Raw genomic sequence first — 24,505 nt, 5'->3', positions numbered from 1 at the left:
GCCGGACCCGGGTCAGGCGCCGAGGAAGCTCAGCCGCACCGAGCGCTTCGGGTTGTCCCTGTTCAGGTCGACGAGCACCACGCTCTGCCAGGTGCCGAGCAGCGGCAGGCCGCCCTGCACCGGCACCGTCACCGACGGGGCCACCAGCGCCGGCAGCACGTGGTCGGCACCGTGCCCGGGTGAGCCGTGGGCGTGGCGGTACCGGTCGTCGCGCGGCAGCAGCGCTTCCAGCGTGTCGATCAGGTCGTCGTCGGAGCCGGCGCCGGTCTCGATGATCGCCACGCCTGCGGTCGCGTGCGGCACGAAGACGTTGCACAGGCCGTCACCGTGGTCGCGGCAGAACGCACGCACCTCGTCGGTCAGGTCGACGATGCGCCGGCGCGTGGTGTCGACGTCGAGTACATCGGTGTCCATGCCGTCGAGCCTACGAGGCGGCCGCCGCGGCCTCCACCAGCGCCGCGCGGGGCCGTTTGACGCTCGCGTTTATTTTCGGCGGGCCACGGGTAATTCAGCTCCAGCCACACGTCCCCTTGGAGGAGAAATGACACCCACCGGCATCATCACCGCAATCCTGATCGGCGTCGTGGTCGGCGTTCTCGGCCGCCTGGCGCTACCTGGCCGCCAACCGATCGGATTCCTGATCACCGTGCTCGTCGGCATCGTGTCGGCGTTCATCGGCACCGCCATCGCCCGCGCGCTCGGCATCCCCACCGCAACGAATGGCATCGACTGGCTGGAACTCCTGGTCCAGGTCATCGTCGCCGCGCTCGGCGTGGCCCTGGTCGCCGCGCTGATGGGCCGCAGGCGCACCGGCGTCATGGGTGGCAGCCGTGGCGGCGCGCTTGGTGGCCGTCGCCGGAGCATGTTCCGCTGACCTCTTCGCACTCGGTCCCGGCTGGCTACGGTCAGCCGGGACTTTTTTTGTCGAGTGTGGGCCATCACGTCGCTGTATCGGCTTTCGCTCGACGACACCCCGCACGGTCGCCCTCATGCAGTCCGAGCCGGTCGTGCAACCGCACCAGCGGTGCGGGTGACCACCAGTTCCAGCGGCCGAGTACACGCATGAAGGCGGGCACCAGGATCATCCGCACCAGCGTCGCGTCGGCCAGCACGGCCAGCGTGAGTCCGAGGCCGAACATCCGCATGAACGCCACGTTCGCCGCGATCAGCGCGGCGAACGAGATCGACATCACCGCAGCGGCCGCGGTGATGACGCGGCCGGTGTGCGCCAGACCGAGCGCGACACTCTCGGTGACGTCGGCCGCCGTACGCCCGGAGGCCAGCCAGAACTCGCGGATCCGCGACATCAGGAAGACCTCGTAGTCCATCGACAACCCGAACGCGATGCAGAACAGCAGCACCGGGATGTTGGCGACCAAGGTTCCCGTCGGGGTGGTGCCGAAGGCGCCGAGGTGGCCGTCCTGGAAGATCCACACCATCGCGCCGAACGCCGCGGTCAACGAGAGAATGTTCAGCGCAACGGCTTTCAACGGCAGCACCACGCTGCCGGTCAACAGGAACAGCAGGCAGTAGGTGGACAGCGCGATCAGGCCGAGCACGATCGGCAACCGGGAGGTGATGGCGTCGACACTGTCGCGGTTCGACGCCGCGACCCCGGCGAGCTGGACCTGCCCGCCGGGTGCGGCGACCTCTTCGAGGCGGTCGAGCTGGTGTTCCGAGCGGTCGGAGAACAGCGGCGCATCGGTGGTCACGGTGAGGAACGCGCTGCCGTCGCGCTCACCGGCGGCCGCTCTGGGCGGGCCCGCCGGCCGGCCGTTCACGAAGGTGCCCACCGTCGCCGACACCGACGTGACGTCGTCGACGCGGGACAGTTCGGCGGCGTAGCGCCCCAATTCGTCGGGGGTGACGCGGCGGGTGTCCGGCAGCACGGCGGTGACGTCGGTCGCCGAGTCGTTGGCGAAATCGTTGCGCAGCTGATCACCGACCTGGTGCGCGGATGCGGTCGCGGGCAGCACGCGGTCGTCGGGCAGGCCCCACCGCACACCAAGGAACGGTGCGCCGAGCACCAGCAGCAGCGTGATGCCCGCCAGTCCGATCGGGACGGCGTGTCGCATCACGACGTGCGTCGACCGATACCAGAACTGCCGCTGCACCGGACGCGGCGCCGGGTCGTCGCGGCGCAGGATGCGGCGCACGAGGCGGCGTACGTCCCACGCGTCGATGCGGTCGCCGAGCAGGACGATCGCCGCGGGTGTCACGACCAGCGCTGCCACCGCCGCGAACACCACCGTGGCGACACCGGCGTATCCGAACGACTTCAGGAAGTACATCGGGAACAACACCATCGTCGCCATCGGCAGTGCCACCGTCGTCGCCGAGAAGACGACGGTGCGGCCCGCGGTCGTCATCATGCGCAGCACGGCCTGGTCGCGGTCGGCGCCGTTCGCCAGTTCGTCGCGGTATCTGCTGATCATCAGCAGCGTGTAGTCGATCGCCAGGGCCAGACCCATCGCCATGCAGAGGTTCAGCGCGAAGATCGACACATCGGTGACGAACGTGATCGCGTGCAGCACCGCGAGTGCGCCGACGATCGCGATCACCCCGACGGCCACCGGGAGCGCGGCGACCAGCAGGCCGCCGAAGACCCACACCAGCACCAGGAAGCTGAACGGGATCGCGATCGACTCCATCAGCAACAGATCGCGCTGGGACTGCGCGGTCACCTGTTCGTTGACCACCGCGACACCACCGGCGCGCACGCTCACCCCGTCGCGCTCGAAACTCTCGCCGCCGATCGCGTCGACGAGTGCCGAGGTGTTGCGGTCGGCCTGCTTCTCGCCACCGGTCACGCCCGCGATGACGAGCCCGGACCGGCCGTCCTCGCTGAACATCTGGGCCGCGGCGGGTCCCGCCGCCGTCCAGGCGGAGGTCACCGACGCGACGTCGCGTGAGCTGCGAAGTCGAGCTACGACGTCCTTGGCGACAGACGTCGCGGCGGCGCTGCGGGCACCGTCGGGCGAGGACACCGTGATGAGCAACTGCGCATCGCCCTGGTCGAACCGTTGGGTCAGCAGCGCCGCGGCCCTTGCGGATTCGGAACCGGGGTCCTGGAACCCCCCGGCCGCGAGCTTGCCCACGACGGGGACGCCGAAGATCCCCGCGGCGACGAGGGTGAGCGCCGCGATCGCGAGGATTCGCCGCGGCGCAGCGATGGCCGCACGGGCCAGGCCCGCCACGACGCCCGGATGACGCTCGTCCGAGGTCACACCGGCCCGGCGCCGGTCAGCGAAGCGATGCGCACCGGCACATCCTGCCCGACGGCGGCGCCGATCGGTGGGCTTTCCTCGGCCGCCTGACAATTCGTCCGTTCGGTGGGGGTCATGCGTATCCGAGGGCGACGTTCTCGGCTCGAATCCGCACTGTCAGCACCAGCGCGTTGACGACCGTGAAGACGATCGCGGTCAGCCATGCCGAGTGCACCAGCGGCAGCGCCGCCACCTCAGCGGCGACCGCGGTGTAGTTCGGATGGTGCAGCCAGCGGTACGGGCCACGACGGACCAGCGGGGCGCCCGGGATCACGATGAGCCGTGGATTCCAGTGCCTGCCGAGCGTGGCCACACACCACCATCGGACGATGGTGCTCGCCACCACGACGGCCACCATCGGCCAGCCCAGCCAGGGGATGAACGGGCGGTGCCCGCCGTACACCTCGACGAGGCAGGACACCAGCAGAAGTGCGTGGCACGCGACGATCACCGGGTAGTGCCCGCGGCCGAACTCTCTGCCGCCGTTGTCGATCGACCATCGGGCGTGCCGGCGGGCGACGACGAGCTCGACCAGCCGCTCGGCCGCGATCACCAGGATGAACACCAGATACGCCATGGCTCACCAGCTCAGCAGCAGCAGTTCGAAGCCGAAGCCGGGGCCCATGGCGAGCATCAGACCGAGGGATCCGTCGGGCGGTCGCGCCGCGATCGTGCGGCCCAGGACGTCGAGCACCGAGGCCGACGAGATGTTGCCGTTGTCCCGCATGGACTCCCAGCTGTGCCGCAGCGCCTCGGCGGGCACCCCGACGGCGTCCTGGATCGCCTCCAGCACCTTGGGGCCGCCCGGATGACAGACCCAGGTGGAGATGTCGGAGACGGCCAGGCCGTGGTCGGCGAGGAACCGGGTCACCTCGTCGCCCAGATGGTCGGCGGCCATTCTCGGCACGTCGCGTGACATCACGAGCTGGAATCCGCTGGCGCTGACATTCCAGCCCATCACGTCGGTCGTGTCGGGGAACAGCCTGCTGCGGGTGTCGAGCACGCGGGGCCCGCGGTGGCCGGGGGCGCCCGTGCGGCCGGCGCCGGTGGCCACCACCGCGGCCGCTCCGTCGCCGAACAGGCACACCCCGATCAGCGCCGGGATCGACACGTCGTCGCGTTGCAGCGTCAGCGAGCACAGCTCCACCGACAGCAGGACGGCGACGTGCGTCGGGTACCCGCGCAGGTAGTCGTGCACGCGCGCCATGCCCGCCGCACCGGCGACGCAACCGAGTCCGAACAGCGGGACGCGTTTGACGTCAGGCCGGAATCCGATGCGGGAACTGATCATTGCGTCGATGGTCGGCACGGCCACGCCGGTGCTCGACACGCACACGATCAGATCGACCTCGTCGGGCCGGATTCCGGCGGTGTGCAGCGCCGACCGGACGGCCCGTGCACCGAGTTCGGTCGCCACCTCGACGTAGGCGGTGTTGGCCTCGGTGAACCCGGTCAGTTCCGGGTACCGCTCGATGGGCAGTGCGAGGTTGCGATGTTCGACGCCGCTGGTGCGGGCGAACCGGGCGAAGCCGGTGTCGGTGAAGTCGGTGAGCTCGCGGGCCACCTCGTCCTGTGTGTAGCGGTACGGCGTGAAGGCCATCGCCGTGCCGGCGACATACGGTGCACCGAGGAGAGCGGTGGCGTTCACTGTTTCGGAAATTATGGTATCGGTCATGCATCGTGTAACGCCGGAATATCGCTGTTAGTCCAATTTCCGCAGCCGTCGTGAATTATCCGACAAATGATCCGCAAGGCCCTCACTGAGGGTATAAGCCCAGATGAGGGCGCTAGAGCTGGCAAAACAGCATTCTATTCACAGGCGATATCCGACAATTCACAGAAATGGCGCGCATTCTGCGCACGCCATTACCGTCCGGTGGTGAATTGCTGTGAGCACTTCGGGTCGGCGTGCACCTCAGAGCGTGGGCAGCAGCGAGTCCAGCCGTTCGTAGCCCTCCGTCATGCCGCCTTCCATGCCCGAGGACAGCAGTGCGTCGCGCGCGTCGACGGACGGGCAGATCGACCGGCCACGCAGCCGGCTGCGGTTTCCGCCGAGATCCTCGAACCACAGGAATTCGATGTTGACGCTGTCAGGGAAGCCTTCGAACTCGAAGGTCTGGATGATCAGCTCGCCGTCACGCACTTTGTGGAAGACGCCGTTGAACCGGTACTGGCCGTCACCGTCGCTGTGCAGATACCGGTAGCCACCACCGGTGCGAAAGTCCCAGTGGTCGATGGTCATCTCCACGCCGTGCGGGCCAAGCCATTGCCGGACCAGATCGGGCTCTGCGTGTGCGCGGAACAGCGCCTGGACCGGGGCGTCGAAGTCCCGGGTGAACTCCATGGCCAGCGTGTCGACCGGGGCGTTGAGTTCGAGTGCCTTCGTCATGATGTCTTCCCCTTCTCGGTGTGAGTGTTCTTTTCGGACAATGCCGCCAGCACGTTGTCCAACCGGCGGTAGCTGCGTTCGGCGTTGAGCCGGTAGGTGTCGATCCAGGCCGTCAGCTGCTCCAGTGCGCCGGCGTCCAGATGGACGGGGCGACGCTGAGCGTCGCGGGTCCGGGTGACCAGGCCCGCCAGCTCGAGCACCTGAATGTGCTTCGAGACAGCCTGTTTGGTGATGTCGAACGGTTCGGCCAGTTCGTTGACCGTGGCAGGTCCCCGGGAAAGACGGGCCACGATCGCCCGCCGCACCGGATCCGCCAGCGCCATGAACGCCCGGTCCAGCCGGTCGTCGTCGCCGCTCACCATAATCAACCTTGCACTTGATCAACGGATTGGTTGATTACTACGGTAAGCGGGCCGCAGACCGGTGTCAAGGGTGGGTTGCGCTCCCGGTGGGCGTGCGCTCAGCGCTTCTTGCGGATGATGGCGCGCAGCCGCTCCAGCCGTCCGGCGATCTCACGTTCGGCGCCGCGCGCGGTCGGCCGATAGTAGTCGGTGCCGACCAGTTCGTCCGGCGGATACTGCTGTGGCACAACGCCGTCCGGGTGATCGTGGGCATAGCGATAGCCCACGGCATTGCCGAGTTTCTGCGCGCCCGAGTAGTGGCCGTCGCGCAGATGCGGAGGCACCATCCCCGCCTTGCCTGCACGGATGTCGCCCATCGCCGCACCCAGAGCGGTCGTCACCGCGTTCGACTTGGGTGCGGTCGCCAGGTGGACCGTGGCGTGGGCGAGTGTCAGCTGCGCCTCGGGCATGCCGATCAACTGCACGGTCTGCGCGGCGGCGACGGCCGTCAGCAGGGCCGTCGGATCGGCCATCCCGATGTCCTCACTGGCCAGGATCATCAACCTGCGCGCCACGAACCGCGGGTCCTCCCCCGCCACCAGCATCCGCGACAGGTAGTGCAGTGCAGCGTCGACGTCGGACCCGCGCACCGACTTGATGAAGGCGCTGACGACGTCGTAGTGCTGATCGCCGTCGCGGTCGTAACGCACCGCCGCCTTGTCCAGCGACTGCTCGATGGTCTCGACGGTGACCCGCTCACCCGCCTCGGCCGCCACCTCGAGCGCGGTGAGCGCCCGGCGGGCGTCGCCTGCCGACAACTGCACCAGCAGGTCGACGGCGTCGTCGGTGACCTCGACCGCGCCGCCGAGACCCCGCGGATCCTCGACGGCGCGGCGCACCACCATGCGGATGTCGTCGGGCGTCAGCGGTTGCAGCTGCAGGATCAGCGACCGGGACAGCAGCGGTGCCACCACCGAGAACGACGGGTTCTCCGTGGTCGCCGCGACGAGCAGCACCACCCGGTTCTCGACCGCAGACAGCAGCGCGTCCTGCTGGGTCTTGGAGAACCGGTGCACCTCGTCGATGAAGAGCACGGTCTGGTCGCCGTGCGCGGCGGCGCGGCGCGCGACGTCGATGACGGCCCGCACCTCCTTGACGCCCGCCGACAGCGCCGACAACGCCTCGAAGCGCCGGCCGGTGGACTGCGAGATCAGCGACGCGAGTGTGGTCTTACCGGTGCCCGGCGGGCCGTAGAGGATGACCGACGCGGCGCCGGAGCCCTCGACGAGCCGGCGCATCGGCGAGCCCTGCTGCAGGAGATGCTGCTGGCCGACGACTTCGTCGAGGCTCGCCGGCCGCATCCGCACGGCCAGCGGCGACGCCGGCGCGGGCCTGCCGGATGGCCGGTCGACGGGCGCACCGCCGTCGGACACGTCGAACAGGCCGTCGGACACGCTTCAGGCATACCACGCCCGCCGGACACAGGAACCCGCGCCGCTAGCCCGCGGGCTGCGTGACGAAGTCGATCAATTCCTCGACACGACCGATCAGCGCCGGTTCGAGGTCGGTCCAGTCCCGTACCCGCCCGCGGATGCGGCGCCACGCCCCGGCGATGTCGGCCTGCGAGGCGTGCGGCCAGCCCAGTGCCTCGCACACGCCGTGTTTCCAGTCCACTCCGCGGGGCACGTCGGGCCACGTCGCCACGCCAAGGCGGGCCGGCTTCACCGCCTGCCAGATGTCGATGTAGGGATGGCCGACGACGAGGGTGTGCGCCCCGCCCGGGCCGCGCCGCACCGCGTCGGCGATGCGGGACTCCTTGGAGCCCGCGACCAGGTGGTCGACCAGCACGCCGAGGCGACGGCCGGGGCCGGGTGCGAAGTCGGCCACGATCGCGGCCAGATCGTCGACGCCGCCGAGGTGCTCGACGACCACGCCCTCGACGCGCAGGTCATGTCCCCACACCTGCTCGACGAGCTCGGCGTCGTGGCGGCCCTCGACGTAGATGCGGCTGGCCAGCGCGGTGCGCGCGCGGGCCTTCGGGACAGCCACCGAACCCGATGCGGTGCGGGCGGACACAGCCGCCGGGCCGCGTGGGGCGGTGAGGATGACCGGCTTGCCCTCCAGCAGGAAGCCGGGCCCGAGCGGAAAGGACCGGACGCGGCCGTTGCGGTCCTCGAGATCCACCCGCCCCCTCTCGATCCGCACGACGGCGCCCACGAAGCCGCTCTGCGCGTCCTCGACCACCATGTCCCGCTCGACGGGATGTTCGGTGGATCGGATGCGTTTGGGGGTGTGCGGGTCACGGGCGAGGATGTCGGGGCCGTAGCGATCGTTCACCCGGCTGATCCTAGGAACGGCGGGCCCCGATCTCCGGTTGCGACATACGATCACCGGCGTGCTGATCAACCAGGCCACCGCGCAGGGCATCGCCGACGGCACGATCACGTTGGTGCTCCGGCGCTGGGATGTGCCGCGGGCGAAGGTGGGCGGCACCCAGCGCACACCGGCGGGCACCATCCGCATCGACGACGTCGTCGAACGCCCGGCCCGGTACCGGGTCACCGCGGCGCAGGCGCGGGCCGCCGGCTTCCCCGATGCCAGGAGCGCCCAGGCCGAGCTGGACCGCAGACCGGCCGAGCACACCTACCTGATCTCGGTGTCCTACCTCGCGCCCGACGAACGGCCCGACCTTGCCGCCGACGACCGGCTGACCCCCGACGACGCGGCGGCGATCAGCGCGCGGCTGGCACGCTGGGACGCGTCGGGCACACCCTGGACGCGGCAGTATCTCGAGATGATCGGCGCCAACGAGGCTGTGCGCGCACCGGATCTCGCCGAGCGGGTCGGTCTGGACGTGCCGCGCTTCAAGCGGCGGGTGCGCCAGCTCAAGGGCCTCGGGCTGACGATCAGCCTCGACGTCGGGTACCGCCTGTCGCCGCGCGGGCGCGCCTTTCTCCGGCTCACCACCTGAAGGGGCCGCTGACCGACCTCAGCCCTGGGTCTGCTGCTGAGTGGCGCTGACCGACTCGAGTTTGACGGGGTCACTGGTGATCTCGTCGATGACGGTGTGGACGAACCGCATCTTCTCCAGCACCGGCGGCGGCAGCACGAACGGGTACAGGTCCTCGCGGCCCATCGAGCGGTTGACCATGTTCAGCGACCAGGCCAACGGCAGCCACAGGTCGATGATCGTGTCGAACCCGCTCGGCCCCAACACCTTGCGCTCGAATGTCGCGCCCGCGGGCGCGAACCCGAATGCCGCCGCGGTGTCCAGGGTGTCGCGGATGTGCAGATAGTGCGCGAACGTCTCGGCCCAGTCCTCGGCGGGATGCATGGTGGCGTAGGAGGAGACGTAGTCCGCCTCCCAGCCCTTCGGCGCACCCTCGTTGTAGTGGCGGTCCAGCGCGGCCTGGTAGTCCAGGTCGGGGTCGCCGAACAGGTCGTTGAACCGCGCCAGGTAGTCGGGCGACGGGCTGACCAGGCGGTAGAAGTAGTAGTGCCCGATCTCGTGGCGGAAGTGGCCGAGCAGTGTCCGGTACGGCTCGTCCATCGCGACCCGCAGCTGTTCGCGGTGCACGTCGTCGCCCTCGGCGAGGTCGAGAGTGATCACGCCGTTGGCGTGGCCGGTGAAGACCTTCTCGTACTCACTCGACAGCAGATCGAAGGCCAGGCCGTAATCGGGGTCGGCGTCGCGGCCGACGATCGGCAGCTTCAGCTCGTGCAGTTCGACGATCATCCGGCGCTTGGCCTTCTCGGCGGCAGCGAAGGCGGCGAGGGCCTTGGTGTCGGCGTCGTTGGGCCGGGTGCGGGTCAACGCGCACGACGTGCAGAGCCGCCGCACCGGTGCCTTCTCCACCAGCCAGTTGCACTTGGCCAGATAGAGATTCGCGCACAACTGGAACCGGCTCTCGTCCACCGCACCCGCGTGCTCGCTCTCCTCCTCCGGCGCGATCACCAGCAGTGCCATGTCCTCCAGCGAGAAGCCCAGCGCACTGCCACAGTTCAGGCACAGCGAGTTCTCGAACGCCAGGCGCTGGCCGCAGTTGGGGCAGTTGAAGTCACGCATTCCCGGCACCTCCGGCCACCGGCGCGACGTCGACCGCCACCTCGATGACGCTGCTCTCGCTGTCGGTGTAGATGATGCCGCGCAGGGGCGGGACGTCGGCGTAGTCGCGCCCGAAACCCACCACCACATAGCGTTCGTCGACCATCTGGTCGTTGGTCGGGTCCAGGCTCAGCCACTGATCCTGCGGGGTCCACACCGACGCCCAGGCATGGGTCGCGTCAACGCCTATCATGCGTTCCTTTCCCGGAGGGGGGTCGGTCGCCAGGTATCCCGAGACGTAGCTGGCTGCCAGACCTTGTGTGCGCAGACAGGCAATCGCCAGGCGCGCGAAATCCTGGCATACCCCTTCTCGCGCAACCAAAACCTCGTCGACCCTGGTCGAGACGGTCGTCGAACCCGAGCGGTAGGTGAAGTCGGCATGGATCCGCGACGACAGCTCGTGCAGCACCTCGATCAGTGGCCGGCCGGGCGCGAAGCTGGGTGCGGCGTACTCGCGTACCGCCGCGGTGATCTCCGGTGGCCGAAGGTCGAGGGCGAACTCGGTGGCGAGTGCCGCGTCAGGGCCCACCGGACGGGAGAGTTCCCACGGCGCCCGTGCCGAGCCGCCGGTGTACAGCTCCCCGGGCGGTGGGTCGACCTCCACCAGCGAGGTGCTGGTCACGCTCAGCGTGTCGTGGTGCTCGGTGACGTGGAAGTACGAACTCAGGTTCCCGTACCCGTCGCGGCTGGTCGACCTGTCGGCGGGGCTCGGGTCGACGACCAGGTCGTGGGTCAGGCACCGCTGGCCCGCCAGATCGCGCGGGGTGAGGAAGCCCCTGCCGTAGGAACTGGTCACCACGTCCGAATACCGGTATACCGTGCGGTGATCGATGCGGTAGGTGCGGGTCGACGGTCCGTCGCTCACGGCAGCACCCGGCGCTCGCTGGGCCCCCACAGCGGCTGCATGTCACCGGGCAGCGACAGATGCGTCGTGGTGATCACGCCGGACAACTCGCGCAACCCCGAGTGCAGATCGGTCAGCAGCGCGACCAGTGCGGGGCGCATGCCGTCGGCGTCGACGTCCTCCAGGTCGGCCGGATCGAGCCTGCGCAACCGGATCGTCAGCTCCTCGGCCAGCCGCTCCGGCCGCGACGATCCGGACGACCCGGGCAGCACCCGCAGCCCGGACCGGAGCCGGTCGAACTGGTAGACCAGCGAGCGCGGATTCTCCGAGTCGAAGAGCAACAGGTCCGCCACCGCCGACACGCTCACCGCGCCGAGTGTGCGGCGCCGATAGCTGATCGACGACTCGCACGCCACCAAGGCCGATTCGGTGATGGTCTGTTCGGCAGCCGCGTGACGCGCGGTGGTGAGCGTGGCACGCAGCAGCGCGGTCAGGCCCAGGCCGCGCTCGATGCGCTTGCCGACGTCCATCATCGTCCATCCGACGTCCTGGACCATCGACTCGGCGGCCACCCCTGCCAGCGCCAGCATTCCCGAGAGTGTCTGACGGTGTGCGGCAACCAGATACGCCTCGCCCTCGGTCTGCGACTCCGGTGGCGGTCCCGGCGGTCGCAGCACCGCGCGCTCGACGGTGGCCAGCACCATCCAGGTGTCGTTGGACAGCTGGTCGCGCACCGAACGCGCGGCCAGGCCGAGCCGTTCCACCGACTGGGCGAGCGAGCCAGGGCGGTGCCGGTCGGCCGTGACCGACCACAGCGTGGTCGGTGCGATCGCGATCATCTCGTGGTCGTCGCCGTCGGCGCCGGTGTCGGTCCCGGTGATGCGTCCGATCGCAGTGAGCAGCACCGGCACACACTCGCCGCCTGCGAGGTCGGGCCGGTACCGGAACTCGTGATAGCGCTCCCGGGTCACGGCCAGCAGCCGCGCCGTGTGCTCGGCACGTTCGGCGTAGCGGCCAAGCCAGAACAGGTCCGACAGCATGCGCGGCGAGCTCACCGCGCGGGACGGGCTCGGCGTCATCGCCGGCAGCCCGGCCGGCAGCCGCTCGGCTCGCACCCGGGTCGACGTCCGCACCCACACGTCCTTGGCCGCAACGGTGTTCATCTCGTAGGCGGCGGCGCCAGGCGCGAGCAGATACCCGAGCCCGCCGACCATCGGGGCGTACCCGCTGCGCTGGGCGACGGTGAACAGCCGCATCCCCACGGCGGCCGCCGACAGCCCGCCGCGGAGGTGGTTGGTGGGCGCCGAGGAGAACTGGGGCAGCTCCTGGCCCACCCACCGCCACGGCGCGGCCTCGATCCGCGCCGCCAGCTCATCGCGGGCGCGTATGGACAGTCGCGGCCCGACGACGACCTCGTCGCCGGTCACCGACTTGATCAGCAGCGACGACAGCTTGGTCAGCAGGTGGGAGCGCTCGAGGTCGATGCCGCCCCAGTACAGCGGTGCGGTCTCCAGCAGCGGCGTCTCGTCGAGGAGCAGCTGGGCCAGCTCGGGCAGGAACCGTGACAGCCCAGGGCTTTCCAGGATGCCGCTGCCCAGGGTGTTGACGACGGTGACGGCGCCGCGCCGCAGCACCTCGACCAGTCCGACCACGCCGAGGCGGGAGTCGGCGCGCAGGTCGAGCGGGTCGGCGTATTCGGCGTCGACGCGGCGCAGCACGACGTCGACCCGCTTGAGCGTGCCCAGCGAGCGCATCCACAGCTTGCCGTCACGGACCACCAGGTCGGCACTCTCCACCAGCGGGAATCCCAGCACGCTGGCGAGGTAGGCCTGGTCGAACGCCGTCTCGGAGTGGCTGCCGGGGCTGAGCACCACCACGACGGGTTCCTCGGCCGACTCGGGCGCGGCGTCGATCAGCGCCAGGCGCAGTGCCTGAGCCCAGGGCGACGCGGGCCGTGGCGCGATGCGCTCGTAGAGGTCGGGAATGGCGTGGGCGACGACTCGCCGGTCCGCCAGCGCATACCCGGCACCGGACGGCGCCTGGGTCCAGTCGGCGTTCACCACGAAGCGCCCGGCCGCGTTGCGGCTGACATCGCATCCGTGCAGGAACAACTGGTGCCTGCCGGGCACCACGATGCCGTGCGCCGCACGGACGTATCCCGGATGGGCGAACACCAGCGGACCGGGTAGCACGCCGCTGGTGATCGCGCGCCGGTCGCCGTAGAGGTCGGTCAGCACCGCGTCGAGCAGCCGGGAGCGTTGCACCAGACCGGCTTCGAGTTCGTCCCACTCGGCGGCCGCCACGATCAGCGGCAGCGCGTCGAGGTGCCACGGCCCGGGGGCCGACGCGCCGTCCGGCTGATCCTGCTGGTCGTGCTGGACGTAGCTGATGCCGTCGTAGTCGACGAGTCCGCGGACGGTCGTCCGCAGCCCGTCAAGGCCGTCGCGGCCCCGCTCTCCGATGCCCTCGGCCAGTTCCCGCCAGGCCGGCCGGATGTCGCCGGTGTCGTCGACGAATTCGTCGTAGCGCGCTCCGGCGCCACCCGCCACGTCGAACAGCGCCTGCTGCGCCCTGGCAGCGCGGTACCCCGCCAGCACGTCGTCGACGTCGTCGGCGGTGGGCACCGGATCCGACGAACCGTTCGCGTGCAGCACCATCAACGCAGAACGGTACGCACCCGGCGCAGGTCGAGGATGCCCGGTGCGCCCACATCGGTGGACTGCCGAGCCTGCTTCTCCCTGATGTCGGACATGTCGATGCGCCCGGCGGTGAAGCCGGTCGCCTCGAACCGGCGGCCCCGGCGGGATTCCGCCTCGACGGCATTGACCGGCGGGGTGTCGTAGGAACGTCCGCCGGGGTGGGACACGTGGTAGGTGCAGCCGCCGCGGGAGGTGCCGCTGGCGGTGTCGAGGAGCTCGAACCGCAGCGGACCGTCGACGGTGATCGTGGGGTGCAGCGCGCTGGGCGGCTGCCATGCCCGGTACCGCACTCCCCCGACCTGGATGTCGGGGTTGTCGGTGGCCAGCAGCGGGACGGGCTGCCCGTTGACGGTGACGATGTAGCGGTGCCGGTCGGCGCCGATCAGCCGCACCTGGATGCGCTCGACCGACGAGTCCACGTAGCGCGCGGTGCCGGTCGCGGTGGCCTCTTCGCCGAGGACGTTCCACGGTTCGATGGCCCCGCGCAGTTCCAGCTCGACACCGTCGAACACCGCGGTGCCGATCCGCGGGAAGCGGAATTCGGTGAACGGATCGAGCCAGCTGGTGTCGAAGTCGACGCCGTGCGCACGCAGATCGGCCGCGACGTCGGCGATGTCGTGGATCAGGAAGTGCGGCAGCAGGTATCGGCCGTGCAGATTCGCGCCGTGGCGGATCAGCGGGGCACGCAGCGGCTCGTCCCAGAACCAGCACACCAGAGAGCGCACCAGCAGGGACTGCACCATGGCCATCTGGTGATGGGGCGGCATCTCGAACCCACGCAGTTCGAGCAGGCCGAGCCGGCCGCGGGCGCCGTCAGGGCTGTAGAGCTTGTCGATGCAGAATTCGGCGCGGTGGGTGTTGCCGGTGATGTCGGTCAGCAGATGGCGCAGTGCGCGGTCGGTGATCCATGGTTTGGCCACCCCGGGCGTGCCGCCGGAAGACGGTGCCAGACGAGCGATCTCGGCGAACGCGATCTCGAGTTCGTAGAGCGCTTCGGCGCGGCCCTCGTCGACCCGCGGTGCCTGCGAGGTGGTGCCGACGAACCGGCCGGCGAACAGGTACGACAGCGCAGGATGGCGTTGCCAGTAGGTCAGCATCGACACCAGCAGGTCGGGGCGGCGCAGCAGCGGGGAGTCGGCCGGTGTGCGGCCGCCGAGCGTGATGTGGTTGCCGCCGCCGGTGCCGCCGTGGGTGCCGTCGACGGCGAACGACTCGGTGGACAGCCGGGCGAGCCGGGCCTGTTCGTAGAGGGTGTGCAGTTGCTCGCGCTGTTCGGCGAACGTCGCGGTGGGGGCCACGTTGACCTCGATCACCCCGGGGTCGGGGGTGACGGACATCGAGGTGATGCGAGGGTCCTGCGGCGGACCGTAGCCCTCGATCACCACCGGCGTCTCGGTCGCGGCGGCGGCCGCCTCGATCCGGGCGATCAGATCGACGAAGTGGTCGAGTTCGGTGGTGGGCGGCAGATAGATGTACAGCAGGCCGGACCGGACCTCGGCGACCAGCGCGGTGGTCGGGGCGGCATCGGCATCCTCGACGACGGCAGTCGCCTCGCTGTCGGAGCCGGTCCGCAGCTTGCCCCGGGGCTTCAGCGGATCGGCGTCGTGCGCTGCGGGCGGCGGCTGCCAGCTGATCGCGTCGAGCGGCAGCCGCAGCCCGGCGGGCGAGTTGCCGTCGAGCAGCACGATCCGGCCGCGGCGCAGCCGCCAGTCGGCGCTGGCCCAGCCGGACTCGTCGTCGAGCCGGTGCAGCGGCAGCACATGGGCCGCGGGGGCGGCCACCGATTCGTCGAGCCGGGCCAGCAGGGCCGTCCTGGCGCCGGGTGAGTCCGCGGCGAGGTCGTCGTCGACCGCCACGGGGTCGCCGTCGGGCTGCCGGACCGCACGGGCGAGGCGGCTCAGCGGGTCCTCGTAGGCCGCGCGGACCTGGGTGGCGGGCAGGCCGAGGCCGGCCGCGACGGCGCCGAGCAGCCGCTCCCCGGCATCGGAGGCGACCTCGACATGGTCGGGTTCGTCGGGCCACGGGTCGGCCAGCAGCGCATCGTCGTGCCACAGCGGTTCGCCGTCGGTGCGCCAGTGCAGCCCGATCTGCCAGCGCGGCAACGGTTCTGAGGGATACCACTTGCCCTGGCTGCGCTGCACCAGCCCCTGCGGCGCCCACACCTTCTTCAGCCGCGCCGCGAGCACCGAGGCGCGGCGGCGCTTGTCGGGGCCGTCCGCCGCGATGGTCCACTCCGGATCGACCTGGTTGTCGATCGAGACGAACGTGGGCTCGCCACCGACGGTGAGGCGGACATCCCGCTTGGCAAGCCGCTCGTCGACCCGGGCCCCAAGCGCACTGATCGCGGCCCACGCCCCGTCGTCGTAGGGCTTCGTGACCCGCGGATCCTCGTGCACGCGGGTGACGATGTTGGAGAAGTCGAGCGTGGTCTCACACGGTTCGGTGGCGCCGGTGATCGGCGCCGCGGACGCCGGGTGCGGGGTCGCCGACAGCGGGATGTGGCCTTCGCCGGCGAACAGACCGGAGGTGGGGTCCAGTCCGATCCAGCCCGCCCCGGGGATGTACACCTCGGTCCAGGCGTGCAGATCGGTGAAATCGGCCGCGGGCCCCGACGGTCCGTCGAGCGCCTTGACGTCGGACGTCAGCTGCACCAGGTATCCGGACACGAAGCGGGCAGCGAGGCCCAGCTGCCGCAGCACCGACACCAGCAACCACGCCGAGTCGCGGCACGAGCCGATCCCGTTGCGCAGCGTGTGATCCGGGGTGTGCACACCGGGTTCCAGGCGCACGCTGTAGCCGACGTCGGCGTTCACCGCCCGGTTGATGGCGACGAGGAAGTCGATGATCGCCGTGCCCGGCGCGACCGAGAAGTTCTGCGCCCAGTCGCGGGCCACCTCGCCGGGCCCCGTCCCCTCACCGTCCTCGTCGACCGGGCGCAGATACGGCTCGAGATCGTCGGCCAGTGTCCGGGCATAGCTGAATCCCTCTGCACCAGGCCATTTCTCGGCGTAGCTCTCGACGAAGAAGTCGAACGGGTTGATCACCTTGAGGTCGGCGATGAGTCCCACGGTGATGCTCAGCTCCCGGCTGCGGGTCGGGAAGACAAGGCGCGCAACGTAGTTGCCGAACGCATCCTGCTGCCAGTTCACGAAGTGGTCGTCGGGCTGCACCGTCAGCGAGTACGCCTCGATCGGCGTGCGGGAGTGCGGCGCCGGGCGCAACCGCACCACGTGGGGGAACACCTCCACCAGTCGGTCGAACGTGTAGCTGGTGCGATGCTCCAGCGCCACCTTGATGCCCATCGGATGATCCCATCACACGCGGTCGCCCGGCGCATGGTGCGCACCTGGTGGAAGACGTCAGATTGCGGTCGTGGCGCGGTCGTCGCCGGCCCGCCGGGCACGCCACGCGGCCAGCCGGCCCGCCACCGCCTCGGACGGCCACCAGTTCTTCTCACCGATGAGCACGGTGAGCGCGGGGACGGTGATGGTGCGCACCAGGAAGGTGTCCAGGAGCAGCCCGACACCGATGATGAAACCCGCCTGCACCATGGTGGCGATACCGCCGAAGAGCAGGCCGAACATCGACGCGGCGAAGATCACGCCTGCCGAGGTGATCACACCGCCGGTGGATCCCACGGTGCGGATGACGCCTGAGCGGATGCCGTGCGGCGACTCGTCGCGGATGCGCGAGATCAGCAGCAGGTTGTAGTCGGCGCCGACCGCCACCAGCACGATGAAGGCCATGCCCGGCACACTCCAGGACAGTTCCTGGCCCAGCAGCACCTGGAAGAACAGCACACCGATGCCCAGTGCCGAAAGAAACGAGACGATGACCGACCCCACCAGGTACAGCGGCGCGACGATCGCGCGCAGCAACACGGTCAGGATGAGGAGCACCACCAGGATGGTGAGGACGACGATCATGGCGATGTCGCGCTCGTAGTAGTCGCGGATGTCGCGCAGCGTCGCGGTGAAGCCGGCCGTCGAGATCGACGCGTCGGCCAGCGCAGTATTCGGTTGCGCGCTCGCGGCGGTGTCCTGGATCGCCTCGAGCTGATCCATCGCCTCGGTGGAGAACGGACTGAGCTCGGTCTGCACCAGGTAGCGGACCGCGTGGCCGTCAGGGGAGATGAACACCGCTGCGGCATCCTTGAATTCGCGTTGACCCAGTACCTGTGGCGGAATGTAGAAGCCGGACATCGACGGCTTGGCGGCATCCTGTTTCATCGCCAGCAGGAACGCCGACGCGTCGGTCAGGCCGGCGCCCATCTTCCGGGTCTGGTCCACCAGTAACTGCACCCCGTCGGCGAGGCGTCGGCTGGCGTCGGCCAGGGTGTCGGCGCCCTGTTGCAGCTCGGTCAGCTTCGCCTGGACGCCTGCCGAGTCGTCGAGGCCCAGCCGCTGCAGCGACCTCGACGCGGTGTCGAGCACGCGCCGGAGGTCGCGGGCCGTCGCGCCGAGGGTCTGATCGCCCTGGGTGGACTGCAGTTGGCGCGCCAACTCCGCGACATCGGTGAGCGTTCCGTCGTCACGGGCGGTCACCAGCCGCTGTAGCTGCGCGCGGGAATCGCGGCAGGACGGGTCGGCATCGCACAGCGGGCTCGCGTTGAGAGCCGTCAGCACGGGTCCGGCCCATCCGAAGGTGTCGGTCACCTGGCCGAGGTTCAGCCCGATGGAATTCCCGAGCGCCCGCATCCCGGCGACGAGCTTGTCGGCGGAGTCCAGCTGTCCGAGTGTCCGGTCTCCCCCGAATTCGTTCTCCATGTAGGACAGGGCGTCGACCAGTCCACGTACGGACGACAGCGCCTGGTTGACGCCGCCGCGGATGTCGCCGAGATTAGTGGCCATCTCGTTGGCGCCGTTGGTCAGCAGGTCGAGGTCGGCCCTGCGGTCGTCGATCAGCCCGGACGCATCAGAGAGCTTGCCGCCGACCTCGCCGGCCTGGTAGCTCACGCGGGCCTGTTCCAGCGATTGACCGGTCGGCCGGGTGATGCCGCGCACCGCTTCGATGTTCGGCAGCTGACTGACGCGCTGAGCCATCTGTTCGAGATCGGCCAGCGCCTGGGGGGACCGCAGATCGTGCGGCGACTCGATGTAGATGTATTGCGGGATGGTCGAGTTGAGTGCGAAATGCCGGTCCATCGCGGCGTAGCCGAGATTGCTCTCGGAGTCGGCGGGCAGGGTCTTGCGGTCGTCGTAGTTGAAGCGCAACAGGCCGGCGCAGCCCGCCAGGATGAGCAGCACCAGCAGGCTGGCGACGAGCCGGGGGGTCGGGCGGCGCACCGTGTTGATCCCCGACCGGCGCCAGAATCGCGTGGTGAGGTCGCGTCGCGGCTTGATCCAGCCACGCCGTCCGGTGAGCACGAGCAGCGCCGGGAGCAGGGTGACGGCCGCCAGGAACGCCACCGCGATCGACAGCGCCAGGGCCGGGCCGGTCGTGGCGAAGAGCCCCAGCCGGGTGAACGACATGCCGAGGAAGGTGACGGCCACCGTGGCTGCCGACGCCGCGATCACCTTGCCGATCGACTCGAGGGCCCGCACCACAGCCCGGTCCGAGTCGATGCCCGACCGCAGGTACTCGTGATAGCGGCTGATCAGGAACACCGCGTAGTCGACCCCTGCGCCCACCATCATCGCCGTCATGAAGGTGATGGTCTGGTTCGAGATGCCCAGGCCCAGCTTGGCCAGCCCCGCGACCATGTCCTGGGCGATGAGCAGGGACAGCCCGATGGTGGCCAACGGCAGCGTCATCGTCACCGGGTTGCGATAGACGAGCAGCAGGATCAACAGCACCATCACCGCGGTCGCGATCTCGATCTGATGGAGGTCGCGCTCACCGACGTCGGTGAGATCGGCGACGGTGGCGGCGGGACCGGTGAGGTTGGTGGTCAGTGCGGCGTCGGCGGTCGCCGCCTTCACCACGCCCGCGACGTGGGTGTAGGCGTCGTAGCCACGCGGTGTGCCCAGTTCACCGGCCAGCACCACCGGCACGTACCAGGCCTTGCCGTCCTTGCTGGCCAGCACGTCGCGAAGTGGAGGGGTGGCGAGGAAGTCCTGCACGCTGGTGACGTCGGCGGACTCACGGCGGAGCGTGTCCACCAGCGTGCCGTAGACCTGCTCGTCGTCGGGCGTCAGCCCGTCCTCGTCGGTGAGAACGACGAGCATGATGTTCTGCGAGCCGGTTTCGTCGAACGACGCCGTCATCTGTCTGGTGGTCTGCATGACAGGCGCGTCCGCGGGCAGCAGGTCGACCGGGCGCTCGCGCACCATCTGTTGCAGCGTCGGCAGCGTGGCCGTCAGCGCGGCGGCGACGGCGATCCACAGGGCGATGACGACCAACGGCCTGCGCACCACGAACTCGCCGAACCGCTGAAATACGCCCACGGGGCGGCCGGCCGTCGCGACGTCGGAACCCTCGGACATTCCGCTGGACGATACACCGGACCCGAGGTATGTCCTGACAAGCCAATTCCGCTGCCCCACGGGCCGCGTTAGCTCATTCCGCGGCCATCCGAGTGACAACATCTGCAGTCAGCGCCGTGCGCTGGGGTTTTCCTTGCGGTTTCAACATCCGGCTTTATTAGCCACCACCGTCAAAAGTCGAAACACGGCAAACTAATGGACAGCATTTACCTGCACTTATGAATGTTTTAGACAACTTGTGATCTACGTCACCTACCCGCCTCGTAGGTGAATCCGGCGATCAAACCGGTGTTACTTTGGCCACCGTTCGAGGCACGCCAACGGCGGCGGGCGATTTCTCACGATGAGGACGTATGGTCGCTTTTGGCACAATTCACGATTGGTCTCCCGCGCCGGGAGCGGTAGTCACGTGGCACGTCACTGCCGCGTCGCAGGAAATGGCTCGTACGGCGCCGGTCAATAGTGCGCCGGCGAGCTATCAGCAGGAGCAACACCTGCGCGAATTCCGGGCGCACAATGCACGCGGGCTCGATATGGCCCGGTTGCTGTTCGGCACCTGGGATCTTCCCGGCACGTGCGATGTCGCGGCCATGACCGACGCCGTGACTTTCCACATCCGGCGGCACAGCGCCTATCACAGCTGGTTCGAATTCACCGCCGCCGACGACGTGGTTCGCCGGTCGATCGCCGACCCCGAAGAGATCGAGCTCGCACCCGCCGAGTACGGCGAGAAGACGACGGACGAACTGCGTGCCCACCTGCTCGACACCACTCCGGATCCGGACCGGTGGGGGTGCTTCACCTTCGGCGTGATCCAGCGCGCCGACCACTTCACCGTGTACATGAGCGTCGATCACTCCGTGACCGACGGCATGTCGGCGGGCGTGGTGTTCATGGAGATCCAACTGCGTTACGCCGGCTTGCTGCAGGGCATGCCCGTGGAGTTCGGCGCCCCCGCCGACTACACCGACTACTGCATCCGCGAACGCAGGCACGCGATGTCGCTGGACATCGAGTCACCGCAGATTCGCGGCTGGCGCGCCTTCGCCGCCAACAACGGTGGAACGCTGCCTGATTTCCCGCTGCCGCTCGGGGATTCGACGGTACCGTGCCGGGGAGGGATGACCGTCGTGCCTTTGATGGACGCGGAGCAGGCCGAGCGATTCGACGCCGCGTGCGAGGCGGCCGGCGTCCGCTTCAGCGGTGGGGTGTTCGCCTGTGCGGCGTTGGCCGAACGCGATCTCACCGGTGTGGCGACCTACTGCGGTCTCACCCCCTACGACATGCGCAGCACCCCGGCGGAGTTCATCTCCGCGGGCTGGTACGCGACCATCATGCCGGTCACGGTGCCGGTCGACGGGGTGTCGTTCGCCGAGGCCGCGCGCAGCGCGCAGGAGTCGTTCGACCGGGGCAAGGAGCTGGCGAGCGTGCCGTTCGCGCGGGCGGTGGAGTTGGCGAACGCGGAATCTGCAGGCCTGCGCCTGCCCACCCGCGCGGTGCCGCTGCTGTCGATCATCGACGCCCGCAAGATCCCGATGACCGACCAATGGGACGCCCTCAATGTCGGCATATACGGCGACAGCCGATTGTCCGATCAGGTGTGTATGTGGGTCAATCGCTTCGCCACCGAGACCACGCTCACTCTTTCCTTTCCCGACAATGCGGTGGCGCGCAATTCGGTCGCGCGATACATCGACGCCATTCGAGCCGTATACACCCGCATCGCTGCCGGTGTGGAAGTCCCCGTCTAGCTCATTTACGACCGTCCATATCAGGTAGTCGACCCGAGGTCTCTCGGGCCGACTGCAACAATTCGCCTTGTGGAGACCCATGACCGTCATGGCCGATGTCCGTATCAATGGAAAATGCAATACGCAATTCGAACAAGTCCATGATGCGTTCGACCGGAATTTCACCGACAACGACGAGGTCGGCGCCGCGGTGGCGGTCTGGGTCGACGGTGATCTGGTGGTCAAACTGTGGGGCGGATGGGCCGATGAGGAGCGGACACGGCCATGGCGCGAGGACACTCTGGCGGCGGTCTATTCCGGTACCAAAGGTCTCACCAGTACCTGCATTCATTTGCTGGCAGACCGCGGGGAACTCCGGTTGGACAAGCCGGTCGCCGATTACTGGCCGGAATTCGGACAGGCGGGAAAAGAAGCGATCACGCTCGGCATGGTGCTCGGCCACCGTTCCGGAGTGATCGGCCCGCGTAGGCGACTCTCGCCGTCGGAGGCCGCGGACTGGGAAGCCGTCTGTGAGCAGCTGGCCGCCGCCGAGCCGTGGTGGGAGCCGGGCACCGCGCAGGGCTATCACATGGTCAGCTTCGGGTTCATCCTCGGCGAAGTGGTCCGCCGGGTCACCGGCCGCACCATCGGCCAGTATCTGCGCACCGAGATCGCCGAGCCGTTGGGCGCCGACGTGCACATCGGCCTGCCTGCCGTCGAGCACCACCGGTGCGCGGAGATGGTCAACAAGCCGTACGTGAGCCAGATCTTCGCGTCGCTACCCCGCGAGGCCAGCACCCTGGCCGACCATCCGATGACGGCCGCATCCGTCGCGGCCGACTTCGTGCCCGACGACGAGATCGCCCGCACCGACATCGACCTGTGGCGGACCCTGGAGTTCCCCGGGACCAACGGCCACGTCTCGGCGCTGGGGATGGCGACGTTCTACAACGCGCTCGCGCAGGAGAAGTTGTTGTCGCGCGAGCACATGAACCTGGCCCGGGTGTCCCAGGGCGGCTTTGATCCTGACCTGTGCCTGGGTCCGCGGGTGGCCGAGCACGGCTGGGGCCTGGGCTACATGCTCAATCAGCGGTGTGTGGCCGGACCGAACCCGAACATCTTCGGACACGGCGGGTCGGGCGGATCCTATGCATTCGTCGACCTGGAGCACCGCATCGGCTATTCCTACGTGATGAACCAATTCGACGCGACCAAGGCCAGTGCCGACCCGCGCAGCGTCTCGCTGATCAATGCGGTATACGAGACACTCGGAATTCCGCTGCCCTGAAATCTCTTTATTGGACGACGGCCGTCAATTCGAATTCGGCGAGCGTTTCGAGGACCGTGTCGCGCAATATCTCCTCGGAATTCTGCCGACCGCTGGAGTAGGCGACCACCGCGAGGAAGACCCTGCCGCCGGCGCGCCCGGAGGCAAGGAACAGCTGGCCGCCCATTGCGTCGAGCGTGCGCCGGGTGATGCCCGGCTCGACCAACCTAACGGACATGAAGTCGGCGTCGGTGCCGTCGGGCCGATTGACCGCAGGCTCCATCTCGCCCATGTTCGAGCAGCCGATCGGCAGGTCGGTGTTGCCCAGCGCCACCCCGGCCAGCCGCCGGGCCAGTCGTCGCGGAACGAGTGGCGTCAGCGGCAGCGGCCCGAGCAGTTCGTTGGGCGTCGCCGCGAGGTCGACGAGCGCCGCCTTGATCGCAGCACGGACCGTGCCGAGGTGCTGCGCGGCGCCGGTAGGGTCGACCGCCACCACTGCGGACGTGAGGGCGTTGGCGCGGGTGTCGCCCTCGGTTCGCTCACTGACGGGGAAGGACAGGGTGACCGCGCCGTCGGGCCGCACCCGCCCGAGGCGGACCCCGAGCCTGCATGCCACGCCGCTGAAGAGCGAGTTACTGGTGCCGCCCAATTGTGCTGCCCGCGAGTCCCATTCGTCCTGATCGACGAACACCGTCACGGTGGGGACGTCGACGACGTCGTCGCCCCTGCCGCCCGACCGCCGAGGTGCGGGCGGCGCCGCGGCGACCGACGACTTGAGGCCGGCACGGTTGGCGCGTCCGGCGCGCACCGCGGCGGCCACCGCCCGCGCCATCTCGGGCACTTCCCGCGCGGTGAGCCGGGCATCTTCGCTGACCGCCTTCCGACGCGCGCGCGCATGCGGTGCCGGGTAGCCGAGGTCGCGGACTCTTCCCTCGACCGCATCCGCGACCGCCAGGCAGATTCCGAGACCGTCGGCGAGGCTGTGGGACACCACCAGGCTGACCGCCGCTCCCCCCTCGACCAGGGGCAGCACGCCGAGATGCCAACCGCCCGGTCCGCACTCCGGGTCAAGAGGGTGTCGTGCGCGCTCGTTCGCCCAGGCGCTGACATCTGCGCGGGGCCGCGGTGCGGCGACATCGAGACCGGGACCGGGCCAGCGCACCCACCGGTGCCGCGCGAACCGCAGCGGCGAACGCTCGATTCGTCGGCCCAACAATCCGGTTCCCAGGTTGCGGTGGAATTCCTGGATCGCCGCCATGTCAATGGCACGCTCATAAATCCACGTACACTGTCCGAGCGGTGCGTGACCGAGGGCTCGCAAACCGAGAAATGACGCCTGATCGATGTACGCGAGGCGATTGTCCACCGGGGTATGGTAGTCCATTCGGTGCGGCGTCACATTCTCCGTGAAAATGCGCATTGCCCCGCAATTGTGAGGC

18 protein-coding genes are annotated in these 24,505 nt (G+C 69.1%); 4 read left to right on the top strand and 14 right to left on the bottom strand.

The window, feature by feature from the left end; translation table 11 throughout:
* Positions 1 to 12 precede the first annotated feature (12 nt).
* Positions 13 to 414: a secondary thiamine-phosphate synthase enzyme YjbQ gene (locus AB0K11_RS18330; RefSeq protein ID WP_364979600.1), complete on the bottom strand. Its 402-nt coding sequence runs from the start codon at positions 412 to 414 to the stop codon at positions 13 to 15.
* A 127-nt stretch (positions 415 to 541) separates the two neighbouring features.
* On the opposite strand from AB0K11_RS18330, the gene AB0K11_RS18325 reads away from it, so the two are divergent.
* Positions 542 to 874 carry a GlsB/YeaQ/YmgE family stress response membrane protein gene (locus tag AB0K11_RS18325; RefSeq protein ID WP_364979597.1) on the top strand — a complete coding sequence of 111 codons (333 nt, stop codon included), beginning with the start codon at positions 542 to 544 and terminating at the stop codon, positions 872 to 874.
* A 64-nt stretch (positions 875 to 938) separates the two neighbouring features.
* Here AB0K11_RS18325 and AB0K11_RS18320 read toward each other — a convergent pair whose 3' ends face one another.
* The 7 genes from AB0K11_RS18320 to AB0K11_RS18290 form a co-directional block, all read right to left on the bottom strand.
* Positions 939 to 3,227, bottom strand: coding sequence for an MMPL family transporter (locus AB0K11_RS18320; RefSeq protein ID WP_364979594.1), 2,289 nt, complete (start codon positions 3,225 to 3,227; stop codon positions 939 to 941).
* A gap of 112 nt (positions 3,228 to 3,339) precedes the next feature.
* A complete protein-coding gene (locus tag AB0K11_RS18315) occupies positions 3,340 to 3,843 on the bottom strand; it encodes an isoprenylcysteine carboxyl methyltransferase family protein (RefSeq protein WP_364979591.1) in 504 nt (167 codons plus the stop codon).
* Between the two features lie 3 nt (positions 3,844 to 3,846).
* Positions 3,847 to 4,941, bottom strand: a complete 1,095-nt coding sequence (locus AB0K11_RS18310) for a 3-oxoacyl-[acyl-carrier-protein] synthase III C-terminal domain-containing protein (RefSeq protein ID WP_364979588.1) — start codon at positions 4,939 to 4,941, stop codon at positions 3,847 to 3,849.
* Between the two features lie 240 nt (positions 4,942 to 5,181).
* Positions 5,182 to 5,655, bottom strand: a complete 474-nt coding sequence (locus tag AB0K11_RS18305; protein ID WP_364979585.1) for an SRPBCC family protein — start codon at positions 5,653 to 5,655, stop codon at positions 5,182 to 5,184.
* Positions 5,652 to 6,017 (bottom strand): metalloregulator ArsR/SmtB family transcription factor, encoded by a 366-nt coding sequence (locus AB0K11_RS18300; RefSeq protein WP_364979582.1) that lies wholly within the window; start codon positions 6,015 to 6,017, stop codon positions 5,652 to 5,654. Before AB0K11_RS18300 ends, AB0K11_RS18305 begins: the two co-directional genes overlap by 4 nt.
* Before the next feature lie 98 nt (positions 6,018 to 6,115).
* Positions 6,116 to 7,450: a replication-associated recombination protein A gene (locus tag AB0K11_RS18295; protein WP_364979579.1), complete on the bottom strand. Its 1,335-nt coding sequence runs from the start codon at positions 7,448 to 7,450 to the stop codon at positions 6,116 to 6,118.
* A 43-nt stretch (positions 7,451 to 7,493) separates the two neighbouring features.
* Positions 7,494 to 8,333, bottom strand: a complete 840-nt coding sequence (locus AB0K11_RS18290) for a DUF3097 domain-containing protein (RefSeq protein WP_364979576.1) — start codon at positions 8,331 to 8,333, stop codon at positions 7,494 to 7,496.
* A gap of 58 nt (positions 8,334 to 8,391) precedes the next feature.
* On the opposite strand from AB0K11_RS18290, the gene AB0K11_RS18285 reads away from it, so the two are divergent.
* Positions 8,392 to 8,967, top strand: coding sequence for a hypothetical protein (locus tag AB0K11_RS18285; protein WP_364979573.1), 576 nt, complete (start codon positions 8,392 to 8,394; stop codon positions 8,965 to 8,967).
* 18 nt (positions 8,968 to 8,985) lie between these two features.
* Here the strand turns inward: AB0K11_RS18285 and AB0K11_RS18280 are convergent, their stop codons facing one another.
* The 5 genes from AB0K11_RS18280 to AB0K11_RS18260 are packed head-to-tail and all read right to left on the bottom strand — an operon-like array spanning position 8,986 to position 20,069.
* Entirely contained in the window at positions 8,986 to 10,062 is a 1,077-nt protein-coding gene (locus tag AB0K11_RS18280; RefSeq protein ID WP_364979570.1) for a putative zinc-binding metallopeptidase, read from the bottom strand.
* Entirely contained in the window at positions 10,055 to 10,966 is a 912-nt protein-coding gene (locus AB0K11_RS18275) for a transglutaminase family protein (RefSeq protein WP_364979568.1), read from the bottom strand. The genes AB0K11_RS18280 and AB0K11_RS18275 overlap by 8 nt, the downstream gene beginning before the upstream one ends.
* Positions 10,963 to 13,602, bottom strand: a complete 2,640-nt coding sequence (locus tag AB0K11_RS18270) for a circularly permuted type 2 ATP-grasp protein (protein ID WP_364979564.1) — start codon at positions 13,600 to 13,602, stop codon at positions 10,963 to 10,965. Before AB0K11_RS18270 ends, AB0K11_RS18275 begins: the two co-directional genes overlap by 4 nt.
* The gene (locus tag AB0K11_RS18265) at positions 13,602 to 16,946 is read right to left on the bottom strand and encodes a transglutaminase family protein (protein ID WP_364979561.1); all 3,345 of its coding nucleotides are present in this window, start codon (positions 16,944 to 16,946) and stop codon (positions 13,602 to 13,604) included. The genes AB0K11_RS18270 and AB0K11_RS18265 overlap by 1 nt, the downstream gene beginning before the upstream one ends.
* Positions 16,947 to 17,003: 57 nt before the next feature.
* Complete coding sequence (locus tag AB0K11_RS18260) at positions 17,004 to 20,069, bottom strand: RND family transporter (RefSeq protein WP_364979558.1); 3,066 nt, start codon at positions 20,067 to 20,069, stop codon at positions 17,004 to 17,006.
* Positions 20,070 to 20,422: 353 nt separating this feature from the next.
* Between AB0K11_RS18260 and AB0K11_RS18255 the strand changes: the two genes are divergently transcribed.
* Entirely contained in the window at positions 20,423 to 21,820 is a 1,398-nt protein-coding gene (locus AB0K11_RS18255; protein ID WP_364979555.1) for a condensation domain-containing protein, read from the top strand.
* A gap of 88 nt (positions 21,821 to 21,908) precedes the next feature.
* Complete coding sequence (locus tag AB0K11_RS18250; protein ID WP_364980459.1) at positions 21,909 to 23,087, top strand: serine hydrolase domain-containing protein; 1,179 nt, start codon at positions 21,909 to 21,911, stop codon at positions 23,085 to 23,087.
* Positions 23,088 to 23,094: 7 nt separating this feature from the next.
* Here the strand turns inward: AB0K11_RS18250 and AB0K11_RS18245 are convergent, their stop codons facing one another.
* Positions 23,095 to 24,324 carry a hypothetical protein gene (locus AB0K11_RS18245; RefSeq protein ID WP_364979552.1) on the bottom strand — a complete coding sequence of 410 codons (1,230 nt, stop codon included), beginning with the start codon at positions 24,322 to 24,324 and terminating at the stop codon, positions 23,095 to 23,097.
* Positions 24,325 to 24,505 lie beyond the last annotated feature (181 nt).

Source organism: Mycobacterium sp. NPDC050551, from assembly GCF_040674075.1.
Classification (GTDB): domain Bacteria; phylum Actinomycetota; class Actinomycetes; order Mycobacteriales; family Mycobacteriaceae; genus Mycobacterium.
Note: the sequence above shows the minus strand (reverse complement) of the source record. Positions and strands in the feature narration are given on the sequence as shown.